The organism is Streptomyces sp. NPDC040718 (assembly GCF_055593565.1).
Genome location: NZ_JBVIXO010000014.1, coordinates 113176 through 137510, shown reverse-complemented (window position 1 = coordinate 137510; position 24335 = coordinate 113176). Strand labels below are relative to the sequence as shown.

Sequence of the window (24335 nt, the reverse complement as noted above, 5' to 3'; positions counted from 1 at the left end):
CCTCTCGGGACCTTGGTCCTTACGGTCAATGGCATGGCTCTGGCAACGCGGACGGATCGACGGCCGTCCACCACGCGCACGCTCTGGGACTCCACCGTCGGCAAGAAGTCCGTGATGGCCGCATCAGGCCTGGTCATGCTCGGCTACCTCGTCGTGCACATGCTCGGCAACCTCAAGATCTTCTTCGGGGCGGACGAGTTCAACGGATACGCCCACTGGCTGCGCACCCTCGGCGCACCCTTCCTGCACCACGAGTGGGCCCTGTGGATCGTCCGCGTGGTCCTGGTCGCCGCCGTCGTCGCCCACGCCGTCTGCGCCTACCAGCTCAGCCGCCGCGACATCAAGGCCCGCCCCGTCAAGTACGCCCGCAAGCGCCGCCGCGCGAGCTACGCCACCCGCACCATGCGCTGGGGCGGCGTCATCCTCGGCCTCTTCATCGTCTGGCACCTCCTCGACCTGACCACCCTCACCGTCAACGAGCGCGCCTGGGCCGGCCACCCCTACGAGAACGTCCTCTCGACCTTCTCCACCTGGTACGGCAACACGATCTACATCGCGGCCACGGCCGCCCTCGGCCTCCACGTCCGCCACGGCTTCTGGAGCGCGGCCCAGACCCTCGGCGCGGGCAACGCCCGCCGCGACCGGACCCTGAAGTCCCTGGCCAACACCCTGGCCCTCGTCCTCTTCGCGGGCTTCGTGTCCGTCCCCGTCGCCGTCATGACCGGAGTGGTGAGCTGACCATGAGCACCGAGTACGCCGCCTACACCACCGGCGAGCCCATCCGCGACACCAAGGCCCCCGGGGGCCCGATCGCCGAACGCTGGGACCGCCGCCGCTTCGAGGCCAAGCTGGTCAACCCGGCCAACCGCCGCAAGCACACCATCATCGTCGTCGGCACCGGCCTGGCGGGCGGTGCCGCCGGCGCGACCCTCGCCGAGCAGGGCTACCACGTGGTCCAGTTCTGCTTCAGCGACTCCCCGCGCCGCGCCCACTCCATCGCCGCCCAGGGCGGCATCAACGCCGCCAAGAACTACCGCAACGACGGGGACTCCGTACACCGCCTCTTCTACGACACCGTCAAGGGCGGCGACTTCCGCGCCCGCGAGTCCAACGTCCACCGCCTCGCGCAGATCTCCGTGGAGATCATCGACCAGTGCGTGGCCCAGGGCGTCCCCTTCGCCCGCGAGTACGGCGGCCTCCTCGACACCCGCTCCTTCGGCGGCGTCCAGGTCTCCCGCACCTTCTACGCCCGCGGCCAGACCGGCCAGCAGCTGCTGCTCGGCGCCTACCAGGCGCTGTCCCGGCAGATCGCCGCCGGCAACATCGAGATGCACGCCCGCACCGAGATGCTCGACCTGATCACCGTCGACGGGGTGGCCCGCGGCATCGTCGCCCGCGACCTGGTCACCGGCAGCGTCGACACGTACTACGCCGACGCCGTGGTCCTGGCCAGCGGCGGCTACGGCAACGTCTTCTACCTCTCCACCAACGCCATGAACTCGAACGCGACCGCCGTGTGGCGTGCGCACCGGCGCGGCGCCCACTTCGCCAACCCCTGCTTCACCCAGATCCATCCCACCTGCATCCCGCGCACCGGCGACCACCAGTCCAAGCTCACCCTGATGAGCGAGTCCCTGCGCAACGACGGCCGCATCTGGGTCCCCAAGGCCAAGGGCGACACCCGCCCCGCCGCCGAGATCCCCGAAGCCGAGAGGGACTACTACCTGGAGCGGATCTACCCCTCCTTCGGCAACCTCGTCCCCCGCGACATCGCCTCCCGCGCCGCGAAGAACGTCTGCGACGAGGGCCGCGGCGTCGGCCCCGGCGGACAGGGCGTCTACCTCGACTTCGCCGACGCCATCCGCCGCATGGGCCGCGACAAGGTCGCCGAGAAGTACGGCAACCTCTTCGAGATGTACGAGCGGATCACCGCGGAGAACCCGTACGAGGTCCCGATGCGGATCTACCCGGCCGTCCACTACACGATGGGCGGGCTGTGGGTCGACTACGACCTCCAGACCACCGTCCCCGGCCTGTTCGCGATCGGCGAGGCCAACTTCTCCGACCACGGGGCCAACCGCCTCGGCGCCTCCGCCCTGATGCAGGGCCTCGGCGACGGCTACTTCGTGCTCCCCTCCACCATCAACGACTACCTCGCCCGCCACCCGCACCGGGAACCGGTCGACGACAGCCACCCGGAGGCCGCGGCCGCGGTCCGCGAGACCCGCGACTGCCTCGCCCAGCTGCTGGCCGTCGACGGCGACCGCACCCCCGACTCCTTCCACCGGGAGATCGGCGAACTCATGTGGGAGTACTGCGGGATGGCCCGCACCGAGGAAGGGCTGCGCAAGGCACTCGCCCGCATCCCCGAGATCCGCGAGGAGTTCTGGCGGCGGATCAAGGTCCCAGGAAGCGGCGAGGAGTTCAACCAGTCGCTGGAGAAGGCCAACCGCATCGTCGACTACCTCGAACTCGCCGAGCTGATGTGCCTCGACGCCCTCCACCGCGCCGAGTCCTGCGGCGGCCACTTCCGCGAGGAGTCCCAGACCCCGGACGGCGAAGCCGCCCGCCGGGACGAGGAGTTCGGCTACGCAGCAGCCTGGGAGTACCAGGGCACCGGTGCCGCCCCCGTCCTGCACAAGGAAGACCTCGTCTTCGAGTACGTCCACCCCACCCAGCGGAGCTACGCATGAAGCTCACCCTGCGCGTCTGGCGCCAGCAGAACCCCGATGCCCCCGGCGCCATGGCCTCCTACCAGGTCGACGGCATATCGAAGGACATGTCCTTCCTGGAGATGCTCGACACCCTCAACGAGGACCTCATCCTGCGCGGCGAGGACCCGGTCGCCTTCGACCACGACTGCCGCGAGGGCATCTGCGGCGCGTGCAGCCTCGTCATCAACGGCGACGCCCACGGCCCCGAACGCACCACCACCTGCCAGCTCCACATGCGCTCCTTCGCCGACGGCGACACCATCGACGTCGAACCGTGGCGGGCCTCGGCCTTCCCCGTGGTCAAGGACCTCGTCGTGGACCGCGGTGCCTTCGACCGCATCATCCAGGCCGGCGGCTACATCACCGCCCCGACCGGCTCCGCCCCCGAGGCGCACGCCACGGCCGTGCCCAAGCCGGCCGCCGACTCCGCCTTCGAACACGCCGAGTGCATCGGCTGCGGAGCCTGCGTGGCGGCCTGCCCCAACGGCTCCGCGATGCTCTTCACCTCCGCCAAGATCAACCACCTGAACGTGCTCCCGCAGGGCTCGCCCGAGCGCGAGACACGGGTGCTGGACATGGTGGCGCAGATGGACGAGGAGGGCTTCGGCGGCTGCACCCTGACCGGCGAATGCGCGACCGCCTGCCCCAAGGGGATCCCGCTGCCGTCGATCGCCGCCATGAACCGGGAGTGGCTCCGCGCCCTGCGCAAGTCCTGACCGCCGCGGCGCCCCGCCCGGGCGCCGCCCCGGCACCCCCGTACGAGCCGCCCCCGGCCCGCTGCCTGGGCCGATCGGCTGACCCGATCCGCCGACCGGGCGCTCGTACGGGCCGTACGCCGCGCCGTGCCCCGGCCCGGTCCGGCGCGTGGGGTTCAGTGGACCCCATGCCCCAAGCCCCCGCCGGGTCCGGACCGCGCCGCCGCACCGCGCTGGCCGCAGCCCTCGCCTGCCTGGCCGCGGCAGGCTGCACGGCCGAGGACACCGCGACCCGCAAGAGGCCGCCCGGCCCCGCCCCCGGCCAGCCCGCCGCCAAGGACGCCCTCGTCATGGTGATCCGGCACGCGGAGAAGCCCTTCCCCGGAGCCACCGGCGAGGACGACGAGGGCAACGAGGACCCCGGCTCCCTCGCCGGCCGGGGCCGCCGCCGCGCGGAAGAGCTTCCCCGGCTCTTCGGCCCGGCCCACAGTGCCCGGCTGCCCCGGCCCGCCGCGCTGTTCGCGACCGGCGGACCGGCGTCCGCCCCCGCCCGGTCCAGGCAGACCCTGGCGCCCCTGGCCGCCGCCCTGCGGATCCCCGTACGTGCGCGGTTCGCGCTCGGAGCCGAAACCGGCCTGGCCCGGGCGGTGTCGGAGGCCCGGACGCCCGTACTCGTGTGCTGGGAGGCCGCCGGGATCCCCCGCCTGGTCCGCGCCCTCGGCGCCCACCAGGTCATCGGCGTCCCCGCCGCCTGGCCCGACCGCTACGACCTCGTCTGGACCCTCACCCGCACGCGCGGCGAGTGGGCCTTCCGCGAACTCCCGCAGGAACTGCTGCCCGGAGACGCCTGAGCCGTCAGAGCCCCAGTGCCCGCGCCAGGTACGGGGCCGTACGGGAATCCGGCGAGGCGGCCACCACCGGGGGCGGGCCCGCGGCCGTGATCCGCCCGCCCTCCGTCCCGCCGCCCGGACCCAGGTCGACGACCCAGTCCGCGCCCGCCACCACCTCCATGTCGTGCTCCACGACCACCACCGAGTGCCCCGCGTCCACCAGCCCGTGCAACTGCCGCAACAGCACCCGCACATCGGCCGGATGCAGCCCCGTCGTCGGCTCGTCCAGCAGGTACAGGGTGTGGTCGCGGCGCAGCCGCTGGAGCTCCGTCGCCAGCTTGATGCGCTGCGCCTCCCCGCCCGACAGCTCCGTCGCGGGCTGCCCCAGCCGCAGGTAGCCCAGGCCGATGTCCGTCAGCGCCCCAAGGCTGCGCGCCGCCGCCGGCACCTCCGCGAAGAAGCCGGCCGCCGCCTCCACGGTCAGGCCCAGCACCTCCGCGATGTTCAGCCCCGCGTAACGCACCTCCAGCGTCTCGGCGTTGTACCGGGCCCCCGCGCAACCCGGGCACGGGGCGTACGTACTGGGCAGGAACAGCAGCTCCACCGAGACGAAGCCCTCGCCCTGGCAGGTCTCGCAGCGCCCGCCCGGCACGTTGAAGGAGAACCGGCCCGCCTTCCAGCCGCGCGCCCGTGCCTCCGGCGCCGCCGTGAAGAGCTTGCGGACGATGTCGAACAGGCCCGTGTAGGTGGCCAGGTTGGAGCGCGGCGTCCGCCCGATCGGCTTCTGGTCCACCTCCACCAGCCGCCGCACCGGGAAGTCCGCCCCGCCGAGCCGCCCGGCGACTTCGCCCGCCAGCACCTGCCCCACCAGCGTGGACTTCCCCGAACCGGACACCCCCGTCACGGCCGTGAACACACCGAGCGGGAACTCCACGTCCACGCCGCGCAGGTTGTGCCGGTCCACGCCCGTCAGCCGGATCGTGCCGGTGGCCGCGCGCGGCGCCCGTCCCCCGCCGGGCGCTGCCGCCGGGAACAGGTGGCGTGCCGTCGCCGACTCCGCGACGGCCGCCAGTTCCGCCGGGGGCCCGCTGTACAGCACCCGGCCGCCGTGCTCCCCGGCCAGCGGCCCCACGTCCACCACCCAGTCGGCGCGGCGCACCACGTCCAGGTGGTGCTCCACGACGAAGACGGTGTTCCCCGCCCGCTTGAGCCGTTCCAGTACGCCGAGCAGCGCCTCGGTGTCCGCCGGGTGCAGCCCCGCCGACGGCTCGTCCAGTACGTACACCACCCCGAACAGCCCCGACCGCAGCTGGGTGGCCAGCCGCAGCCGCTGGAGCTCGCCCGCCGACAGGCTCGGCGCGGTCCGGTCCAGGCTCAGGTAGCCGAGCCCGAGCTCCGCCACCGGCGCGATCCGCGCCCGCAGGTCCCCGGCCAGGACCCGCGCCGCCTCGTCCTCCAGGGGCGCGGCGGCCAGTACGCCGTCCAGGTCGTCCAGCGCCAGCGCCGCCAGCTCCGCGATCGTGCGGCCCGCGAACGTCACGGCCAGGGCCTCCGGCCGCAGCCGGCGCCCCTCGCACACCGGGCAGGGGGCGTCGGTGAGGAACTTCTCCGCGCGTGCCCGCAGCGTGGCGCTCTTGGTGTCGGAGAAGGTCCGCATCACATAGCGGTGGGCGCTCATGTACGTGCCCTGGTAGGGCCGTTGGATCCGGTCCGCCTCCCGAACCGGGTGCACGGTGACCACCGGCTGCTCGTCGGTGAACAGGATCCACTCGCGGTCCTCCGCCGGCAGCTCCCGCCACGGCCGGTCCACGTCGTGGCCGAGCACGTCGAGGATGTCGCGCAGGTTCTTGCCCTGCCAGGCGCCCGGCCAGGCGGCGACGGCCCCCTGGCGGATCGACAGGTCCGGGTCGGGGACGAGGAGTTCCTCGCTGGTGCGGTGGATCCGGCCCAGCCCGTGGCAGGAAGGGCAGGCGCCCGCGGCCGTGTTGGGGGAGAAGGCGTCCGAGTCGAGCCGCTCGGCGCCGGGCGGGTAGGTGCCGGCCCGCGAGTACAGCATCCGCAGGGAATTGGAGAGCAGGGTCACCGTCCCCACCGAGGACCGCGAACCCGGGGCGGAACGCCGCTGCTCCAGGGAGACGGCGGGCGGCAGCCCGGTCACCGAGTCCACCTTCGGGGCGCCGATCTGGTGGATCAGCCGCCGGGCGTAGGGGGCCACGGACTCGAAGTACCGGCGCTGCGCCTCGGCGTAGAGGGTGCCGAAGGCCAGGGAGCTCTTCCCGGAGCCGGAGACCCCGGTGAAGACGGTCAGGGTGTCGCGCGGGATGTCCACGTCCACCCCGCGCAGGTTGTGCTCCCGGGCACCGCGTACCCGTACGCAGGGATCGGGGGCGTCCGGCCGGCCGGGCTCGGATCGGGTGTCGGGGGAGTGGTGCATCCGCCCCAGTTTAGAGGCCGGGGGTGGTCCGGCTCAGCCCGGTGATCCGGGCCAGCCGGGTGAAGGAGTCCAGCAGGGCCGTGCGGTCGTACGTGGAGGTGGTGACCAGCAGCTCGTCCGCCCCGGTGGCCTCCGCGACCTGGGCCAGGGCGGCGGTCACCTGCGCCTCCGTGCCGGCGATGTGCCCGGCGAGGCCGCCCTCGTAGAGCTCCCGCTCCTTGGGGGTCATCTCCAGCGCCGCGACCTCCTCCGCCGGGCGCAGGGGCGGGAAGCTGCCCCGGGTCCGGGACCGGGCGAGGGCCCAGGCCTCCGGGAGCAGGATCCGCCGGGCGGCCTCCTCGGTCGCGGCGACCGCCACCGTCCCGGAGACCACCACGTACGGCTCCGCCGCCCACGGCGACGGCCGGAACTCCTCGCGGTAACGGCGCACCGCCTCCGCCACCTTGGCGCGGCCCCGCAGGTCGCCGACCACCACCGGGAGCCCGGCCCGGGCCGCGATCCCCGCGCCCTCGCCGGTGGCCAGGACGAAGGGCGGGATCCGCATCCCCTCGGCGGGGAGTGCGTGTACTTCGGGGTGGGCGCGCTGGGTGCCGTCGATCCAGCCCAGCAGCTCGGCCAGCTGCTCCTCGAAGCGGTCGGCGTCGGCGGTGTCCCGGCCCAGGGCGCGGCGGATGCCGCCGGTGAAGCCGACGGAGCGGCCGAGGCCCATGTCGATCCGGCCGGGGAACAGGGCCTCCAGGACCCCGAACTGCTCCGCGACGACGAGGGGTTGGTGGTTGGGCAGCATCACCCCGCCGGTCCCGGCCCGGATCCGCCGGGTGGCGGCGGCGACGGCGGCGGCCAGCACGGTGGGCGCGGAGCCGGCGACGCCGGGCACGCTGTGGTGCTCCGACACCCAGAAGCGGTGGTAGCCCAGCTCGTCCGCCGCGCGGGCCAGCTCCACGGTGTCGCGCAGGGCTTCCGGGGCGGTGTGCCCCTCGCGGGTTCGGGACCGGTCGAGTATGGAGACTTTTCGGATCACACCCGTACTCAACGCGCGGCGGTCGCCGTCATTCCCCGACCCGGCTGTGGTGTCGTCGGGTTGTCGTACCGGCCGCCTAGGCTGCGGGCATGACAGAGACCCCGTCCCGCCGTCCGCTGGCCGTCTTCGACATCGACAACACCCTCGCGGACACCAGTCACCGCCAGCACTTCCTGGAGGGCCGGCCCCGCGACTGGGCGGGGTTCTTCGGTGCGGCGCCCGCTGATCCGCCGCTCGCCCGGGGCGTGGCGCTGGCGGTGGAGAGCGCGGCCGACTGCGAGGTGGCGTACCTGACCGGCCGGCCCGAGCGCTGCCGGGCCGACACCGCCGACTGGCTGGCCCGGCACGGGCTGCCGGAGGGCCGGGTGTGGATGCGCGGCAACCAGGACCGGCGCCCGGCCCGGGTGACGAAGCTGGAGGTGCTGCGGCGCATCGCCCGGGGGCGCGAGGTGCGGGTGCTGGTCGACGACGACGAGCTCGTCTGCGACGCCGCCCGTGCGGCGGGCTTCCGGGTGCTGCTGGCGGACTGGGCCGCGGACGCGCCGGAGCTCAAGCAGGCGCAGGAGGGCGAGGGCCGCACCTGACGGTCCAGCCGTTGCCCGCCCCGCCCCGCCCCGCCCGGCGCCCGTGATGCCCGGGCGGTGCGGGCGCCGGCGTCCGGGCCGCCCGCCGCCCGTGATGCCCGCCCCGCCCGTACGGCCCGATCGGCCCTCAGCGCTCAGCCCTCAGCCCTCAGGCCTCGCCGTCGAGGCGGAAGCCCACCTTCAGCCCGACCTGGTAGTGCGCGACCTCGCCGTTCTCGATGTGTCCGCGCACCTGTGTGACCTCGAACCAGTCCAGGTTGTGCAGGGTCTGCCCCGCACGCGCGATCCCGTTCCGGATGGCCTGATCGATGCCCTCGGGGGAGGTGCCGACGATCTCGGTCACCCGGTAGGTGTGGTTGGACATGGGGGTCTCCCGCCAGTCGTCGCTGTTGCCTTGTTCCACGGTGCCCCAGTACGCCCTGGTCCGCGAGCTATGCGTGAACAATCCCGGGTGAAAGGGGGTTGACCCGCCCATTGGTCTATGCCAATTTCAAGCCATCTGAGATCCATCCCCAGAAGGTGACCCCTCGTGAAGATGCGCTTCCTCGCCGTGTGCACGGCCCTTGCGGCCGCGACCGCCCTCACCGGCTGCGGCCAGTCGGCGGGATCCGACGGAGGCTCCGACCAGGTGACCCTGTGGCTGATGAAGGGCAGCGCCTCCGAGGACTTCATCGCGAGGTTCACCGCCGACTTCGAGAAGCAGCACCCCGGCATCGACCTGGAAGTGCGGATCCAGGAGTGGAAGGGCATCGGCGACAAGGTCAACGCCGTCCTCGGCGGCAAGGCCGAGGACGGCGCCGACGTCATCGAGGTCGGCAACACCCAGGTCGCCCAGTACGTCGAGACCGGCGGCGTCTCCGAGGTCACCCTCGAAGGCCTGCGCGAATGGGGCAGCAAGGACTGGCTGAAGGGCCTCTCCGACCCGGGAAGCGTCAACGGGGCCCAGTACGGAGTCCCGTGGTACGCCGCCAACCGGGTGGTGATCTACAACAAGGACCTGTTCGCGGCCGCCGGGATCAAGACCCCGCCCAGGAACCGCCAGGAGTGGATCGCCGCCACCCAGAAGCTCGACAAGGGCGACCAGCAGGGCATCTACCTGCCCGGCCAGAACTGGTACGTCCTCGCCGGCTTCGTCTGGGACGAGGGCGGCGACCTCGCCGTCGAGACCGGCGGCCAGTGGGTCGGCGCCCTCGACGACGAGAAGGCCCTCGCCGGAATGGACTTCTACAAGCAGCTCCAGGCCCTCGGCAACGGACCCAAGGGCGGCGACGAGGAGACGCCCCCGCAGTCCGAGGTATTCGCCCGCGGGCAGGTCGCCCAGATCATCGCCACCCCCGGCCAGGTCGCCCAGATCGAGGCCGCCAACCCGGCCCTCAAGGGCAAGCTCGGCTTCTTCCCCATCCCCGGCAAGACCTCCGACAAGGCGGGCTCCGTCTTCACCGGCGGATCCGACCTGATCATCCCGGAGAAGACCCGCGACCGGGCCCGCGCCGTTGACGTGATCACCGCCCTGGTCAGCGAGAAGTGGCAGACCGAACTCGCCCGCACCATGAGCTACGTCCCCAACAAGACCACCCTCGCCCGCGTGGTCGAGGGCAACGACGGCGCCGCCGCCATGGCCCCCGGCGCCGCCCAGGGCCGCGCCACCCCGAAGTCCGCGCGCTGGGCCGAGGTCGAGGCCAACAACCCGATCAAGCCGTACATGACGGCCGTGCTCGGCGGCCAGGAACCCCGCCAGGCGGCGAAGACGGCCTCCGACACCATGAGCCGGGTCCTCAACTCGGACCGCTGACCCCCGCGCCAGGCACCCGCCCGGGCGGCAACCGGCGAGTTCAGCCTCCGCACATCCGGGAGCCGCCGACCGGTCATGTCGAATCCAGCCGGTCACGGAACAAGTAGAGGAGCCGGGCCGGCCACCTGCGGACCCGGCTCCCCGTGCCCGGACCAGGAGCAGCCATGACCATCGCCCCCCTGTCCCCGTCCCCCCTCGCACACCAAGCCACGGCCGCCGCCCCCACGGCCCCCGCCCCCACGGCCCCCGCCGTGCCCACCGCCCCCCGCTACACCGTCCGCCTCGCCCGCGACGAGAACGAGGTCCGCGCCGCCCAGCGGCTGCGCCACCAGGTCTTCGCCGGAGAGCTCGGAGCCCGCCTCGACGGCCCCGAGCCCGGCCTGGACGCCGATGCCTTCGACGCCTACTGCGACCACCTCCTCGTCCTCGACGAGGAGACCGGGCAGGTCGTCGGCACCTACCGGCTGCTGCCGCCCGAGCGCGCCGCCGTCGCCGGACGCCTCTACTCCGAGGGTGAGTTCGACCTCTCCGCCCTCGCCCCGATCCGCCCCGACCTGGTCGAGGTCGGCCGCTCCTGCGTCCACCCCGACCACCGCAACGGCGCCGTCATCGCCCTGATCTGGGCCGGCCTGGCCCGCTACATGGAGCGCACCGGCCACAACTGGCTCGCCGGGTGCTGCTCGATACCGCTCGCCGACGGCGGGGTGCTGGCCGCCGCCACCCGTGAGGCCGTCCTCGCCCGCAACCTCGCCCCGCAGGAGTACCGCGTCACCCCGCACCTGCCCTGGAGCCCGGAGGGGATCACCGTCCCCGGCCGCATGGAGCTGCCGCCCCTGCTGCGCGGCTACATCCGCCTGGGCGCCTGGGTCTGCGGGGAGCCCGCCCTCGACGCCGAGTTCGGCTGCGCCGACCTGTACGTACTGCTCTCGCTGCGCCGGACCAACCCGCGCTACCTGAACCACTTCCTCTCGCTCGCCCCGGGCGCATGAGCAGCTGGCTGCCCACCTCCCCCTGCACCCCCGAGGCCTGCGCCGGCCACCCGGGGAAGAGCGCCAGCGCGGCCCGCGCGGTGCTCCGCCTCGCCACCGCCCTCGCCCTCGTCCTGCTCGCCGTCCCGGCCGCCCCGCCGGTCCGGCTGCTCCCCGCCGGGCCCCGGCGCGCCCTGGTACGGGCCTGGTCCGCCGCGCTCGTACGGTCGATGGGGATACGGATCACCGTGCACGGCACCGCGGGCCCGGACGGGGGCCGCCTGGTCGTCGCCAACCACATCTCCTGGCTGGACGTCCCGCTCGTCGCCGCGGTCCTGCCCAGCCGGATGCTGGCCAAGAGCGAGATCGGCCGCTGGCCGGTGCTCGGCCCGCTCGCCGCCCGGGCGGGCACCCTGTTCATCGAACGCGACCGGATCCGGGCCCTGCCCCGCACGGTCGCCACCCTCGCCGGCGCGATGCGGGCCGGCGACCGGGTCACCGTCTTCCCCGAGGGCTCCACCTGGTGCGGGCGCGCCCAGGGTCCCTTCCGGCGGGCCGCGTTCCAGTCGGCCCTGGACGCGCGGGTACCCGTACAGCCCGTACGCATCGCGTACCGGCTGGCGGACGGGGACCTCGCCGGGGCGCCCGCCTTCGTCGGGGAGGACCCGCTGACCGCCTCCCTGTGGCGGATCGCCCGGGCGCGCGGGGTACGGGCCGAGGTGCGGTTGCTGCCGCGCATCCCGCCGGGCCGCCACGCCGGGCGACGCGAACTGGCGGCAGCCGCCCGGCAGGCCGTACTCGGCGCCCCCGGGCGGGAGCTGCCGCCGCTGGCGGGCGTACCCGCGCAGCAGCGGCCCGGCGGGGAGCCGGATCAGCCCCCGGCCACCGACAGGGACAGCGCGAAGCGGCCCGCCGAGTCCGTCCACCAGTGCGTCAGCTCAAGGCCGGCTTCCGCCAGTTCCTTGCGCACCCCGTCCTGACGGAACTTCGCGGAGACCTCCGTCAGGATGTCCTCGCCCGCCTCGAACGGCACCAGCAGGTCCAGCGCCCGGACCTTGACCGTCACCGCCTGCCGGGCCCGCAGCCGCATCTCGATCCACTCGTGCTCCCGGTTCCACACCGCCACGTGGTCGAAGTCGGCGGTGTGGAAGTCCGCGCCGAGCTCGCGGTCGATCACCGCCAGCACGTTCTTGTTGAACTCCGCCGTCACCCCCCGCGCGTCGTCGTACGCCGCCACCAGCACGGCCTCGTCCTTCACCAGGTCGGTGCCCAGCAGCAGCGCGTCCCCGGGCGACAGCATCGCCCGTACGGACGCCAGGAACACCGCCCGCTCCGGCGGCAGCAGATTGCCGATCGTGCCGCCCAGGAACACCACCAGCCGGGGCCCCTCGGAGTCCGGCAGGTCCAGCGGCTTCGTGAAGTCGGCCAGCAGCGCGTGCACCCGCAGGCCCGGATGCAGCGCGAGCAGCAGCTCGCCGGCGCCGGCCAGGGCGCTCTCGCTCACGTCCACCGGTACGTACGTCCGCAGCGCGGGCATCGCCTCGATCAGGTGCCGGGTCTTCGCCGAGGAGCCGGAGCCCAGCTCCACCAGGGTGCGCGCCCCGCTCACCGCCGCGATCTCCCCGGCCCGCTCCAGCAGGATCTCCCGCTCGGCACGGGTCGGGTAGTACTCCGGCAGCCGGGTGATCTCCTCGAAGAGTTCACTGCCGCGGGCGTCGTAGAACCACTTCGGCGGCAGCTCCTTGGGGAAGCGGGTCAGTCCGTTCAGGACGTCGGCGCGCAGCGCCTTGTCGGCGGCGTGCTCGTCCAGGGTCCGGGTCAACTGGAAATCGCTCACGGGGAGGTCTCCTTGAGGGGGGTCAGGGCGACCCGCGTGCGGGTGGCGGTCAGCAGGGTCCGGTCGGGCACCTCGCACCAGCGGGCGTCGTCGTCGTGCGGTTCGGACGCCACGACCACGCGCCCCGCCGCCGGCTCGGCCAGGTACCAGAGGGAGTCGCCCCAGGCGGTCGCCGCGATCGTGGCGCCGTCGGTCAGCAGCAGGTTCAGCCGGGAGCCCGGAGCCGCCGACGACAGCTCACGAACCGGTTCGGCGAGGGCGGTGCCCATGTCGTCGCCCTCCCGCAGCCGGTGCAGCACCAGTGCCCAGACCAGCGCCGAATCCGTGCGCGCCGCCAGCTGGAGCAGCTCCCGCGGCGGCAGGGCGGCCGCGAGCGGGGCCGCCGCGTCGGGCCAGTCCCGCACGGCCCCGTTGTGGCTGAACAGCCACGGCCCCGAGGCGAAGGGCGCCGCCGCGGCCTCCCCGTCCGCCCCCGGCAGCGTGGCGTCGCGTACGGCGGCCAGGAACGCCCCGCTGCGCACCACGCGGGTGAGGTCCGCGAAGGTCAGGTCCCCCCAGACGGGCCCGGCGCGCCGGTAGCGGGCCGGGACCGGATCGCCCTCGGCGTACCAGCCGATGCCGAAGCCGTCCGCGTTGACGGTGCCGAACCGCTGGCGGCGCGGCTGCCAGGACTGGCGGACCAGGGAGTGCTCGGGCTCGCTCAGCAGCCGCTCCAGGGCCACCGGCGGGCCGAGGTAGGCCAGGTGGCGGCACATCAGACGTCCCTCGCGGTGCGGAAGCCGGAGAAGATCTGCCGCCGCACGGGCAGGTCCCAGTTGCGGAAGGTGCCCCGGCAGGCGACCGGGTCCACGGCGAAGGAGCCGCCGCGCAGCACCTTGTGCGCCGGGCCGAAGAACACCTCCGAGTACTCCCGGTAGGGGAAGGCGCGGAAGCCCGGGTAGGGCAGGAAGTCCGAGGCCGTCCACTCCCACACGTCGCCGATCAGCTGGCGCACCCCGAGCGGGGAGGCCCCGGCCGGGTAGCCGCCCGCCCGGGAGGGGCGCAGGTGCCGCTGGCCCAGGTTGGCGTGCGCGGGCGTCGGGTCGGTGTCGCCCCAGGGGTAGCGGCGGGAGCGGCCGGAGGCCGGGTCGTGGCGGGCCGCCTTCTCCCACTCCGCCTCGGTGGGGAGCCGGCGGCCCGCCCAGCGGGCGTACGCGTCGGCCTCGTACCAGCTCACATGCAGAACCGGTTCTTCAGCGGGGACGGGCTCGGTCGCACCGAAGCGGCGGCGCAGCCACTGGCCGGCCTCGCGGTGCCAGAACAGCGGGGCCCCGATGCCGTGCGCCCGGATCTGCTCCCAGCCCTCGGGGGCCCACCAGCGGGGCTCGCGGTAGCCGCCGTCCGCGATGAAGGCCTGGTAGGCGGCATTGGTCACCGGGACCGTGTCGATCCAGAAGGACCCCACCTCCCGCACGTGCGCGGGCCGTTCGTTGTCCAGCGCCCAGGGCTCGGTGGAGGTGCCCATGGTGAACGGGCCGCCCGGGACGAGGACTTCGGCCTCGGTCGGCGGCGGACCCTGCGGCGGATCCGGGTCCGGGGCGGCCAGCACCGGGGCGCCGGACCGCAGCTGGTGGGTGATCAGCATCGTCTCGTCGTGCTGCTGTTCGTGCTGGGCGATCATCCCGAACACGAAGCCCTCGTCGAGCAGCGCCGTGCCCTCCAGCGGAGTGTGCTCCAGCAGGGCGAAGACGCGGCCGCGCACCTCGGCCGCGTACCGGCGGGCGGCCTCCGGGCCCAGCAGCGGCAGCTTCGGCCGTTCGGAGCGGGGATGCTCGAAGGCGTCGTACAAGGAGTTGATCTCCGGGTGCATGGACTCCCGGCCGGCCACCCGGCCCAGCAGCCACAGCTCCTCCTGGTTCCCGATGTGCGCCAGGTCCCAGACCAGCGGGGACATCAGGGGGGAGTGCTGCGCCGTCAGGTCCCGGTCGCTCACCGCGTCGATCAGCGCGGCGGTACGGGCCCGGGCGGTGGTCAGGGCGGCCGCGGCGCGCTCGCGCAGCAGCTCGGGGTGGATCCCGGGGCGGGTCTCGGCGGTCACGGGCGCGGTCCCTTCGCGGCGGCCGGCCGGCGCCGGTGTTTCCCCGTGCCGGCTCCGGCGGTGGTGGTGACCTGGGCCTCGACGGCTCCGGCTCCGGATTCCGATTCGGCGTCGTCGGCCGGGCAGCGCCCGCGCCGGACGTAGCGCTCGGCGAAGGCCCCGACCGCGTCCTGGACCTCCCGGCCCGCCCCGAGCCGGGGCAGTGCCTCGCCCGCCGCCCGGAAGCACAGGGCGGCCGCCGCGCGCAGCTCCGGATCGGCGAGCCCCGACCGGGCGGCGGTCCGCCACAGGGGGTTGCACGGCGCGCTCCGGGGCCCGTACGCGTCGGCCAGCGCCTTCACCGCCCGGTAGGCCGTCTCGGCGGCCCCGGGGTCGTCGAAGAGCGCGTGCACGAGCGCGACCGGGACCAGCCAGCCGTCCTCGCCCGGCTGCGCGTCGATCATCCGCAGCTCCAGGTGGCCGCGCGGCCGGACGGGCGGGAAGAGGGTGGTGAGGTGGTACTCCAGGTCCTCGGCGGTGGGCCGCCGCCCGGCGCCCGTACGCGCGCCCGCGCGCAGCCAGTCGCGGAAGGTCAGCCCGCTCGGCACCGTCCAGGGGCCGTCGCCGGGCGAGCGTACGCACATCACCTCGGTGTCCAGCGCGTGCCGGGCCCAGCCGGCCCGGGGCTCGGCCGCCAGCGGCGGGGCGAGCGCGCGCCGCGGGTCGATGTCGCTCCAGATCCCCTGCCGGGCGCACCGCCAGCCCCGGTAGGGGCCGTCGCGGCCGGGGGAGTTGGCGAAGGCGGCCACCAGCACGGCGCCCAGCAGGTGGGCGAGGTGCCAGCGCCGGCCGTGGCCGAGCGGGCCGGGCTCCTCGTGGCCGGCGTCCACGCAGACCTGTACGGAGGCGGAGGAGCGCATCATGGCGCGCCCGGCGGGGCCGGTGCGGTCGAAGTAGGCCTCCATCGCGTCGTAGCGCGGGCTGGCCAGCAGCCGGTCGAGCGGCGCCCGGGGGTCCTGGCCGAGGCCCCGCAGGACGAGGCCCTGGTCGTGCAGGGCGCCGCGGACGGCGGTGAGGTCGGCCCGCAGGCCGTCCAGACAGGCGGTGAGGGAGTCGGCGGGGGCCGAGCTGAGCTCCAGCTGGCCGCCGGGCTCGACGGTGAGCCGGGAGCGCAGGCGCAGTGCGCGGGCGGCCGCGTGGGCGGCGGTCAGCCTCTCGGGGGGCAGGGGCAGCCAGGGCCGCTCGGCGTCCAGGACGAGCCATTCGAGCTCGGCGCCGAGGAGGCGGGGCGGTCCGGTCTTGAAGCAGATGCCGTGGACGAGGTCCTCGGCGGCCGTCTCGGTCAGGGGGTTCTGTTCGGCGTTCAGGGCGAATGGAGCGGGCGAGTTCTCGGGCATGACCGGAACCTCGTCTCCTGTCGTCGGCCGTGATGTCACCCGTGCCCTACCCCTCATCGGAGCGTCAATTCCTTTGCCGTCCCGGGCCCCAGGGCCGAGGATTCCGGCGTGAGCAGCAGATTGCGCGAGATCGCGCGGGAGAACGCACTGATCGCGGCGTCCGGGGAGTACCGGACGCGGACGGGGCGGCGGGTCTCCCTCGCCGCCGACCTGGCGGAAGCCAAGGCCGGAACAAGAATATATGGGCCAAACCGAGTCATACCGGACGGAGAGTCCCTCGGGGGAGGCCCGGCGACGGTCCTTGAGGTCACGGGGGAGAGCAGCACGGTCGCGGCGCGCCGCCTCGCGGGGGAGGGCGGCACGGCGGTTCTGAACTTCGCCTCGGCCCGCAATCCCGGGGGCGGGTACGTCCGCGGGGCCAAGGCCCAGGAGGAGGCCCTGTGCCGCGCCTCGGCCCTGTACGAGACCCTGCTGGAGGCCCCGGAGTACTACGAGGTCCACCGCGCGGGAAAGAGCACCTTCTACACCGACCGGGTGATTCACTCCCCCGGGGTGCCGGTCTTCCGCGACGACCGGGGCGAACTGCTGGACACCCCGTTCCGCGCCGGCTTCCTCACCTCTCCGGCCCCGAACGCCGGCACCATCCGACGCCAGGAGCCCGAGCGCGTCCACGAGATCCCGGCCGCCCTGGCCCGGCGCGCCGGGCTGGTCCTTGAGGTGGCCGCACTGCACGGGTACCGGCGGCTGGTGCTGGGCGCGTGGGGGTGCGGGGTGTTCCGGAACGACCCGGCCCAGGTGGCGGAGGCCTTCCGGGCGGCCCTGACCGGCCGCTTCGCGGGGACCTTCGAGCAGGTCGTGTTCGGCGTCCTGGACCGCGACCCCCGTACCCGAGAGGCCTTCGCCGCGGCCTTCGACGGCTGCTGAGCGGCGCGGCGCCGGGTGCGCGGGTCAGCGTACGACCTTGATCCCGAAGGGGGCGCCGAAGCCCAGGGCGAAGCCGATCGCGCTGTGCAGGTGGGCGTACATCTCCATGCCGCGGGCGGACACGAGCGGGCCGAGGTCGAGGACGTCGCTCCAGCCGTAGGCCTCCAGCAGCTCGGTGACCAGCCGCTTCGCGCCGGCGTCGGCGCCGGCGACGAACATCGTGTGGTCCCCGCCGTTGACGCCGCCCGGGCGGGCCACGGTCTCCTGCTCCTGGGTGACGAAGGACTTGACGACCCGGGTGCGGGGCAGGGCGCGCTGGATCTGCTCGCCGAGGCTGTCGGTGTCGCACGGGTCGAACTTCGGCATCACGCCCCACGGGGTGGGCCAGGGGTGCTCGCTATCGTGCCGGTACACGAACGGCACGGCGTAGTCGGCCAGGACCTTGCCCGCCAGCTCGTCCGCGATCGCGGTGAGCGCGGCGACGGCGTTGGGCCCGTCGATGCCGTTGACGACCAGCTCGTCGGCTGCGGCCGCGGCCCCGCCGAAGGCCAGCAGGGTGACGCCGGGGTGCTCGGCGAGGAACTCCGGGTAGGGGGCGTTGCCCATCATGTCGGGCTCGGTGCGGGCCATGGTGGCCACGCCGGCGGCTACCGCCTGGGAGCCGGCACCGACCTGCCGCCGCTGCTCCTGGACGACGAGGAGGCCGTCGCGGTCACCGTCGCCCTGCGCACCGCCGCGGGCAGCCTCACCGGCATGGAGGAGACCGCCCTGCGGGCGCTGGCCAAACTGGAACAGGTCCTGCCGCGCCGCCTGCGCGGCCGGGTCGGCGCCCTCCAGTCCACCCTCGCCGGCATCACCTGGGAGGACCGCGGGCCCCGGTTCGACCCCGCCCTGCTGAGCACGCTCGCCGTCGCCTGCCGCGACCACGAGGTGCTCACCTTCACCTACACCGCCCGCGAGGGCGCGGCCGCGCACCGCCGGGTCGAGCCCTGCCACCTGGTCGCCTCCGGCGGCCTCTGGTACCTCCTCGCCCACGACACCGGCAAGGAGGACTGGCGCCTCTTCCGCCTCGACCGCATCACCGACCCCGCCGCCACCGGCCGGCGCGTCCCGGCGCGCGAGGTCCCCGGCGGCGACCCGGCCGCCTTCACCGCGCAGCGCCTGACGGCGGCCCCGACCCGGTACCGGGCCGTCGCGACCGTCGAGTGCCCGGCCGGGCGCCTGAGCCGCCTGGGCGCCCGCGTCCGCCCCGTCACCGCCGCCACCTGCCGCGTCGACGCCTCCGACGACTTCCTGCCCCGCGTCGCCGCCACCCTCGCGGGCCTGGACGCGGACTACGCGCTCGACGCCGACCCGGCGGTCCTCGCCCACCTCCGGGCGGTGGCGCACCGGATGCTGGCGGCGACGCGCTGAGGGGCTACTGCCAGCCGTAGCGCTCGCGCAGGCGGTCCGCCACCAGGCGGAACCGGGGCAGGTCCAGCGCGCAGGCCTCGCGGCGCATGCCCGACTCGTGGACCCGCAGCACCCGGTCCACGTCCACCCAGGACTCCCGCCCCGCGCCGTCCCAGGGGCCCGCGCCGATAGGCACCCACTCCCGGTCGCGGTCGTGCCGCTTGCTGGAGAGCTGGACGGCGAGCAGCGTCGCCCCGCCCGCCTCGCGCGCCACCACCAGCACCGGGCGGTCCTTGCCCCGCCCGTCGTTCTCCTCGAAGGGGACCCAGGTCCACACGATCTCGCCCGGGTCGGGATCCCCGTCCGGGTCCGGGGCGTACTCGGTGCGGACCGGGCCGATGGCGCGCGGATCGGCCTCGGTCGTGGCGGTGAGGCCGTCCCTGCCGGGCTGCTCGACGTGGCTGCTGCCGTGGTGCGAAAGTGCCGTCATGCGGGCGAGGTTAGCGGCCCGCGCCGCGTCCGTGTGCGGCACGCGGCACGCGCCGTCCCGCTCCTGTTGACGTGGGTGCGGGTGCGGGCGGTCGAGCGGCCGCCAACTCCCCCGGAGTTCCCGGGACACGGCCCGGGAACTCCCCGCTGACGTGGGACGTCTCACCTGTCGAGACCTGTTCACGGAGCGAGTACGCGGGGGTAGCGGCATGGCGATCACACTGGCGGAGGAGGTCGTGCTGCTGTCGCTGGACGACGAGTCCGGCTCGGCGCAGCAGCGGCAGGCGGCCGGCTGGGCCGTCGCCGGGGGGTTCCTGCTCGAACTGGTCCTGGCCGGACGGGTCTCCGTCAGCGGCAAGGACCTCGTGCTGACGGACCCGGCCCCGACCGGGGAGCCGCTGCTCGACGGCCGTACGGAGCTGATCGGGACCTGGCTGCGGGGGCGTGGCCGGCACCGTGCGACGGACTGGCTGACGAAAGACCAGCCCAAGGCCGTCACCGCGGCCGTGCAGCGCCTCTGCGAGCGCGGGGTGATCGTGGAGGAGAAGCGCAAGGTGCTCGGGATGTTCCCGGTCCGCCGCTACCCGGAAGCGGACGGCACGGTCGAGCGCGAGCTGCGCGCCCGCCTCGCCGCCGTCGTGCTGGACGGCGAGGAGCCGGACACCCGGACGGCCGGACTCATCGCGCTCGTCCACTCCGCCAAACTGCACGGCCTGGCCTTCCCCGACGGCCCGCGCAAGCCGGTGGCCGCGCGGATGGCGCAGATAGCCGACGGCCAGTGGGCCGCCGAGAGCGTCCGCACCGCGATCCGCGACACGCAGGCGGCGATGGCCGCGGTCATGGTGGTGACGACGGCCGCCATCGTCTGAGGCCGCCCACGCGAGGCGTGCCCGGCCGTCCCGCCGGCCGCCCGTCAGGCGCCGCGCGGCGGGATCAGCCCGGCCTCGTGCGCGGCGATGGCCGCCTCCACCCGGTTGCGTGCGCCCAGCTTGGTCAGTACGGCGCTGACGTGCGCTTTCACCGTGCCTTCGACCAGGTGGAGCCGGCTCGCGATCTCCGCGTTGGACAGCCCGACGCCGAGACCGGCCAGCACGTCGCGCTCCCGCTCCGTCAGCCGGTCCAGGGAGCGGTGCGGGTGTGCCGACCGGTGGGCGCGCATCCCGGCGATGACCCGGCCGGCGACCCGCGGGGACAGGTACGCCCCGCCGGCGCCGACCGCCCGTACCCCGCCGAGCAGTTCCCTCGGGTCGTCCGCCTTCAACAGGAACCCGTCCGCGCCCTCTTCCAGAGCCCGGGCGATGTAGTCGTCCTGGCCGAAGGTCGTCAGCATGATCACCCCGACCGCCGGCAGCTCCCGGCGGAACCGCCCCACCGCCGTCAGCCCGTCGAGGCCGGGCATCTGGATGTCCAGCAGGACCACGTCCGGCCGGTGGCGCCCGGCGAGTGCGATCGCCTCGTGCCCGTCGCCCGCCTCCGCGACCACCTCGACCTGCGGGTCCCGCGCCAGGATGGCGCGTACGCCGGCCCGGACCATCGCCTCGTCGTCGGCCACCAGGACCCGCACCGGCCGACCGCTCGCTGTCGTCTCCTCCACGCGGACGAGCCTACGGCCGGCGCGCCGCCGGCCCGACGGCGCGTCCCGCAAGATCCCTCCGGGGTAGGGGAGTTCCCCCGACGAAAGGCAGGACGTCCCTTCCCTTCGTCGCATGGGCGCCGGCCCCGTGCGCTCGTAGTGTCGACGGCGTACGCAGACCGCGACCGACAGCGAAGGAACTCTCGTGATCAGCCTCCGAGGACTGACGAAACGCTACGGCGGCACCCTCGCCGTCGACGACCTGACGTTCGACGTCCGAGCCGGCCGGGTGACCGGCTTCCTCGGCCCCAACGGGGCCGGGAAGTCCACCACGATGCGCATGATCCTGGGGCTCGACCACCCCACCCGAGGACGGGCCCTCATCGGCGGCCGGCCCTACGCGGACCTGCGCCGCCCGCTGCGGGCGGTGGGAGCGATGCTCGACGCCCGCGCCGTCCACCCGGCCCGCTCCGGCCGCGCGCACCTGCTCGCCCAGGCCCGCGCCAACGCCATTCCGGCACGCCGGGTGGACGAGGTTCTGGAGACGGTGGGCCTGGCCAAAGCGGCCCGCAGGCCCGCCGGCACGTACTCGCTGGGCATGGGCGGACGGCTCGGAGTGGCGGGCGCCCTGCTCGGCGATCCGCCCGTACTGATCCTCGACGAACCGGTCAACGGCCTCGACCCGGACGGGGTGCGGTGGATCCGCAGGCTCGTACGGGACCAGGCGGCGGAAGGGCGCACCGTGTTCCTCTCCAGCCACCTCATGAGCGAGATGCAGGTCACGGCCGACCACCTAGTCGTCATCGGGCGCGGGCGGCTGCTGAGCGACACCACCATGACGGAGTTCCTCGCCGCCGCGTCTCCCGCGAGGGCGCGCGCCTCGGTGCCCGATCCCGGGGAGCGGTCCGCACTGGTCCGCCACCTGGCGGCGGCCGACGGCGTGAGCGTCGAGACGGGGGCGGACGGCGAAGTGACCGTCGCAGGCAGGACCGCGGCCGAGGTCGGCGACATCGCCCACCGCCGCGGCGTACGACTGCACGCCCTGGCCGACGTGGGGGTGTCGCTGGAGCAGGCGTACATGGACCTCACGGCGCGCAGCGTCGAGTACACGACGGGCACCACCGCAGAAGGAGAGCAGCAGTGACCGCGACCCCGACGGCACGGGACGGGCGGACGGACGCGCCGCGGAACGCCGACGGTACCCGGGGCCGCCGTCCGGCCCGCGGCTTCGCCGGGGAGCTCGCCTCCGAGTGGACGAAGCTCTGGTCCGTCCGGGCCCCGTACCTCGCCCTCCTCGCAGGCCTCGTGATCACCGGCGTGTTCACCTTCTACTACGCCTCGATCGCCCGCATCAACGAACAGCCGGTCCAGCCCGTGGGGAACGCGGCGGCGGCCTCCGCCGTCGTCACCCAGTTCGCCTTCGTCGTCCTGGCCACGGTCGCCGTGACCTCCGAGTACTCGACGGGCACCGTCCGGGCCACGCTGCTGTGGGTGCCGCGCCGGCACCGGGTCCAGGCGGCGAAGGCACTCGTCGTGGGCGCGGTCGCGTTCCTCGCCGGCGCCGCGTTCGCCGCGGTGGGCACGGCCGTCGCATGGGGGGCGTTCGAGGGGCGGGCCTCCTTCGCGGCGGGCACGACCCTCGGGCAGGTCCTGGCCGTCGGGATCTACCAGGGGCTCGTGGCCGTGCTCACCGTCGGCGTGGCCGTCGCGACGCGGCACCCGGCCGGCGCGCTGTCGATACTCGCCGCACTGCTCTGGGCACTGCCGAGCGTGTTCCTCGGGCTCGGCGGCGACACCCTCGCGGCCGTGAACGACCGCATGCCGTACGGCGCGGGCGACCACTTCATGCGGGCCGGCGCCGCCGCCCCGTACTCCTCGGCGACGGCCGTCCTCATCGTGGCCGCGTGGACCGCCGCGGCGTACGCGGCGGGCCTGTACGTGCTGCGGCGCAGGGACGCCTGACACCGCGCCGGCCGCCCGGGCACGTCCCGCAGAATCGACCGGAGGACACGACGCGCACCGGAAGGACCCACGCGCCATGCGGCACCCGCACATCCGACCCAGGCCCGTGCTCTCCGACGCGGCACTGTGGACCGCCCTCGCGGCCGCCACCGGCTACGGGTTCCTGGACGCGGGCGGGGACTCGCCGGTCCTGGACCTGCTGCTCCCGCTGGCCGTGCTGGCGGTGGCCGTACCGCTGTCCCGCCTCCGGCCGGGGGCCGCCGTGTTCCTCGCCAACGGCCTGTGCGCGGTGGGCCTGGCCGACCCCGCGACCCCGGCCAACGCCCACGTCCTGTCGCTGGCCGCGCTGAGCTGCCTGCTCGGCGCCCGGACGGCTCGCGCCCGGGGCCCGCTGGGGGTGCTCGCCGCGTCCCTCGCGGCCGACCTCGCGGCGTGCGCCGTACTGGGGGTGCCGGCCGTGTGGTGGTTCTACGCCCTGGCCGTACTGCCCACCGCCCTCCTGGTGCCCTGGCTGGCCGGGCGCCACTGGCGCGGCCGGCGCGAACTCGTACGGGAGGGATGGCGGCTGGCCGGAAGCCTGGAGGAGCGCCAGCACCTCGTCGCGGAGCGCGCCCGGCTGGCCGAACGGGCCGACATCGCGGCCGACATGCACGACTCCCTCGGCCACGTGCTGAGCCTGGTCGCCCTGCGCGCGGGCGCCCTGGAACTCTCCCCGGACCTCACCGACCGCGACCGGGACGACCTCGCCGAGCTGCGCGGGACGATCGCGGACGCCGTCGAGCGGCTGCGGGAGACCGTGGCCGTGCTGCACGAACCGCGGGAGCCGGGGCCGGAGACGGACACGGTCGAGGACCTCCTCGCCCGGGCGGCGGCCTCCGGGGTGCCGGTGCGGTGGGAGCGGCGCGGAACGTCCGCCGGGCCGCTGCCGCCGCTGGTCGAACGCGGGACGTACCGGGTGGTGCAGGAGGCCCTCACCAACGCCGTGAAACACGCCCCGGGCGGCGGGATCAGGGTGGGCATCGACCACGGGGCCGACCGCACCCGCGTCAGCGTCGTGAACGCCGCCGCGCGGGCCGACGGCCGGGCCGGGTCCGCCGGAGCCCCCGCGGGCGGTGCCGGCGGGGGCCGGGGGCTGACCGGGCTCCGGGAGCGGGTGGAGGTCCTCGGCGGCACCCTGCGGACCGGGCCCCACCAGGACGGCTTCCGCGTCACCGCCGTCCTCCCGCACCAGCCCCCGGCCCGCCCCGCGCGCCGGGCCGACGTCCCCGGGGCGGCCGGCACCGCCCCGGAGTCCGCCGAACGGCATGCCGAGGTACGCCGCGCCGCACGCCGCCGCGCCGTGGCCGCCTTTGCCGCGCCGACCGCCGCGGCGGCCTTCTTCGTCCCGGCCGCCGTCTGCCTGGCCTGGCAGCTGACGACCGGAGTGCTGCCGCCGTCCCGCTTCGCCGGGCTGGAACCCGGAGCCTCCCGCACCGAGCTCGCCCCCCTCCTCCCGGCCCGCGCCTTCCCCTACCCGCCCGACCACCTCCGCTCCGCGCCCCGGCCGCCGGGCACCGCCTGCGAGTTCTACCGCTCCGGCCGGGACCTGCTGGACCAGGTCGACCTCTACCGGCTCTGCTGGTCGGACGGGGTCCTGGTGGCCAAGGACGTCCTGAAAGCCACCTAGG

At 74.7% G+C, this 24335-nt stretch carries 24 protein-coding genes; 14 read left to right on the top strand and 10 right to left on the bottom strand.

What is annotated here, in order from left to right:
* The first annotated feature begins 33 nt into the window (after positions 1–33).
* The 4 genes from ACZ597_RS28740 (at position 34) to ACZ597_RS28725 (ending at position 4260) form a co-directional block, all read left to right on the top strand.
* Positions 34–738 carry a succinate dehydrogenase gene (locus tag ACZ597_RS28740; protein WP_471335907.1) on the top strand — a complete coding sequence of 235 codons (705 nt, stop codon included), beginning with the start codon at positions 34–36 and terminating at the stop codon, positions 736–738.
* A gap of 2 nt (positions 739–740) precedes the next feature.
* Complete coding sequence (locus ACZ597_RS28735) at positions 741–2693, top strand: fumarate reductase/succinate dehydrogenase flavoprotein subunit (protein ID WP_471335905.1); 1953 nt, start codon at positions 741–743, stop codon at positions 2691–2693.
* Positions 2690–3430 carry a succinate dehydrogenase/fumarate reductase iron-sulfur subunit gene (locus tag ACZ597_RS28730; protein WP_471335902.1) on the top strand — a complete coding sequence of 247 codons (741 nt, stop codon included), beginning with the start codon at positions 2690–2692 and terminating at the stop codon, positions 3428–3430. The genes ACZ597_RS28735 and ACZ597_RS28730 overlap by 4 nt, the downstream gene beginning before the upstream one ends.
* A 167-nt stretch (positions 3431–3597) precedes the next feature.
* Positions 3598–4260 (top strand): hypothetical protein, encoded by a 663-nt coding sequence (locus ACZ597_RS28725; protein WP_471335899.1) that lies wholly within the window; start codon positions 3598–3600, stop codon positions 4258–4260.
* A gap of 4 nt (positions 4261–4264) precedes the next feature.
* On the opposite strand, the gene ACZ597_RS28720 is transcribed toward ACZ597_RS28725, so the two are convergent.
* Both ACZ597_RS28720 and ACZ597_RS28715 read right to left on the bottom strand, forming a co-directional pair.
* Complete coding sequence (locus ACZ597_RS28720; RefSeq protein WP_471335896.1) at positions 4265–6673, bottom strand: excinuclease ABC subunit UvrA; 2409 nt, start codon at positions 6671–6673, stop codon at positions 4265–4267.
* A 10-nt stretch (positions 6674–6683) separates the two neighbouring features.
* The gene (locus ACZ597_RS28715) at positions 6684–7694 is read right to left on the bottom strand and encodes an MsnO8 family LLM class oxidoreductase (RefSeq protein WP_471335893.1); all 1011 of its coding nucleotides are present in this window, start codon (positions 7692–7694) and stop codon (positions 6684–6686) included.
* 89 nt (positions 7695–7783) lie between these two features.
* On the opposite strand from ACZ597_RS28715, the gene ACZ597_RS28710 reads away from it, so the two are divergent.
* Positions 7784–8278, top strand: a complete 495-nt coding sequence (locus tag ACZ597_RS28710; protein WP_471335890.1) for a phosphatase domain-containing protein — start codon at positions 7784–7786, stop codon at positions 8276–8278.
* Between the two features lie 148 nt (positions 8279–8426).
* On the opposite strand, the gene ACZ597_RS28705 is transcribed toward ACZ597_RS28710, so the two are convergent.
* A complete protein-coding gene (locus ACZ597_RS28705) occupies positions 8427–8642 on the bottom strand; it encodes a dodecin (RefSeq protein WP_471336017.1) in 216 nt (71 codons plus the stop codon).
* 165 nt (positions 8643–8807) lie between these two features.
* On the opposite strand from ACZ597_RS28705, the gene ACZ597_RS28700 reads away from it, so the two are divergent.
* The 3 genes from ACZ597_RS28700 to ACZ597_RS28690 all read left to right on the top strand — a co-directional run bounded on the left by ACZ597_RS28700 (position 8808) and on the right by ACZ597_RS28690 (position 12018).
* On the top strand, positions 8808–10070 hold the full coding sequence (locus ACZ597_RS28700) for an extracellular solute-binding protein (RefSeq protein WP_471335887.1): 1263 nt from the start codon (positions 8808–8810) through the stop codon (positions 10068–10070).
* A 164-nt stretch (positions 10071–10234) separates the two neighbouring features.
* Complete coding sequence (locus ACZ597_RS28695; protein WP_471335884.1) at positions 10235–11059, top strand: GNAT family N-acetyltransferase; 825 nt, start codon at positions 10235–10237, stop codon at positions 11057–11059.
* Positions 11056–12018, top strand: coding sequence for a lysophospholipid acyltransferase family protein (locus ACZ597_RS28690; RefSeq protein WP_471335881.1), 963 nt, complete (start codon positions 11056–11058; stop codon positions 12016–12018). The genes ACZ597_RS28695 and ACZ597_RS28690 overlap by 4 nt, the downstream gene beginning before the upstream one ends.
* Here ACZ597_RS28690 and egtD read toward each other — a convergent pair.
* From egtD to egtA, 4 genes are read right to left on the bottom strand one after another with little or no spacing between them, the layout of a single operon-like run.
* Positions 11910–12875 (bottom strand): L-histidine N(alpha)-methyltransferase, encoded by a 966-nt coding sequence (gene egtD, locus ACZ597_RS28685; RefSeq protein ID WP_471335878.1) that lies wholly within the window; start codon positions 12873–12875, stop codon positions 11910–11912. The two genes, ACZ597_RS28690 and egtD, sit on opposite strands and share 109 nt — an antisense overlap.
* The gene (gene egtC, locus ACZ597_RS28680; RefSeq protein ID WP_471335875.1) at positions 12872–13630 is read right to left on the bottom strand and encodes an ergothioneine biosynthesis protein EgtC; all 759 of its coding nucleotides are present in this window, start codon (positions 13628–13630) and stop codon (positions 12872–12874) included. The genes egtD and egtC overlap by 4 nt, the downstream gene beginning before the upstream one ends.
* Positions 13630–14952, bottom strand: coding sequence for an ergothioneine biosynthesis protein EgtB (gene egtB, locus ACZ597_RS28675; RefSeq protein WP_471335870.1), 1323 nt, complete (start codon positions 14950–14952; stop codon positions 13630–13632). Before egtB ends, egtC begins: the two co-directional genes overlap by 1 nt.
* Positions 14949–16328: an ergothioneine biosynthesis glutamate--cysteine ligase EgtA gene (gene egtA, locus ACZ597_RS28670; protein WP_471335865.1), complete on the bottom strand. Its 1380-nt coding sequence runs from the start codon at positions 16326–16328 to the stop codon at positions 14949–14951. The genes egtB and egtA overlap by 4 nt, the downstream gene beginning before the upstream one ends.
* 108 nt (positions 16329–16436) lie before the next feature.
* Between egtA and ACZ597_RS28665 the strand changes: the two genes are divergently transcribed.
* Positions 16437–17252: a TIGR02452 family protein gene (locus ACZ597_RS28665; RefSeq protein ID WP_471335862.1), complete on the top strand. Its 816-nt coding sequence runs from the start codon at positions 16437–16439 to the stop codon at positions 17250–17252.
* Between the two features lie 24 nt (positions 17253–17276).
* On the opposite strand, the gene ACZ597_RS28660 is transcribed toward ACZ597_RS28665, so the two are convergent.
* Positions 17277–17861: an NADPH-dependent F420 reductase gene (locus tag ACZ597_RS28660; protein WP_471335858.1), complete on the bottom strand. Its 585-nt coding sequence runs from the start codon at positions 17859–17861 to the stop codon at positions 17277–17279.
* On the opposite strand from ACZ597_RS28660, the gene ACZ597_RS28655 reads away from it, so the two are divergent.
* Positions 17820–18665 (top strand): helix-turn-helix transcriptional regulator, encoded by an 846-nt coding sequence (locus tag ACZ597_RS28655; protein ID WP_471335855.1) that lies wholly within the window; start codon positions 17820–17822, stop codon positions 18663–18665. The genes ACZ597_RS28660 and ACZ597_RS28655 overlap by 42 nt on opposite strands.
* Positions 18666–18669: 4 nt before the next feature.
* On the opposite strand, the gene ACZ597_RS28650 is transcribed toward ACZ597_RS28655, so the two are convergent.
* Positions 18670–19134, bottom strand: coding sequence for a type II toxin-antitoxin system PemK/MazF family toxin (locus tag ACZ597_RS28650; protein WP_471335851.1), 465 nt, complete (start codon positions 19132–19134; stop codon positions 18670–18672).
* A gap of 208 nt (positions 19135–19342) precedes the next feature.
* Between ACZ597_RS28650 and ACZ597_RS28645 the strand changes: the two genes are divergently transcribed.
* A complete protein-coding gene (locus tag ACZ597_RS28645; RefSeq protein WP_471335848.1) occupies positions 19343–20002 on the top strand; it encodes a GOLPH3/VPS74 family protein in 660 nt (219 codons plus the stop codon).
* Positions 20003–20046: 44 nt separating this feature from the next.
* Here ACZ597_RS28645 and ACZ597_RS28640 read toward each other — a convergent pair whose 3' ends face one another.
* Positions 20047–20727 (bottom strand): response regulator, encoded by a 681-nt coding sequence (locus ACZ597_RS28640; RefSeq protein ID WP_471335845.1) that lies wholly within the window; start codon positions 20725–20727, stop codon positions 20047–20049.
* Positions 20728–20911: 184 nt separating this feature from the next.
* Here ACZ597_RS28640 and ACZ597_RS28635 point away from each other — a divergent pair, with 184 nt between their 5' ends.
* The 3 genes from ACZ597_RS28635 (at position 20912) to ACZ597_RS28625 (ending at position 24334) form a co-directional block, all read left to right on the top strand.
* Positions 20912–21850 carry an ATP-binding cassette domain-containing protein gene (locus ACZ597_RS28635; RefSeq protein WP_471335843.1) on the top strand — a complete coding sequence of 313 codons (939 nt, stop codon included), beginning with the start codon at positions 20912–20914 and terminating at the stop codon, positions 21848–21850.
* Entirely contained in the window at positions 21847–22668 is an 822-nt protein-coding gene (locus ACZ597_RS28630; RefSeq protein ID WP_471335840.1) for an ABC transporter permease, read from the top strand. Before ACZ597_RS28635 ends, ACZ597_RS28630 begins: the two co-directional genes overlap by 4 nt.
* 76 nt (positions 22669–22744) lie before the next feature.
* Complete coding sequence (locus ACZ597_RS28625) at positions 22745–24334, top strand: sensor histidine kinase (RefSeq protein ID WP_471335837.1); 1590 nt, start codon at positions 22745–22747, stop codon at positions 24332–24334.
* The last annotated feature ends 1 nt before the right edge of the window (position 24335 follow it).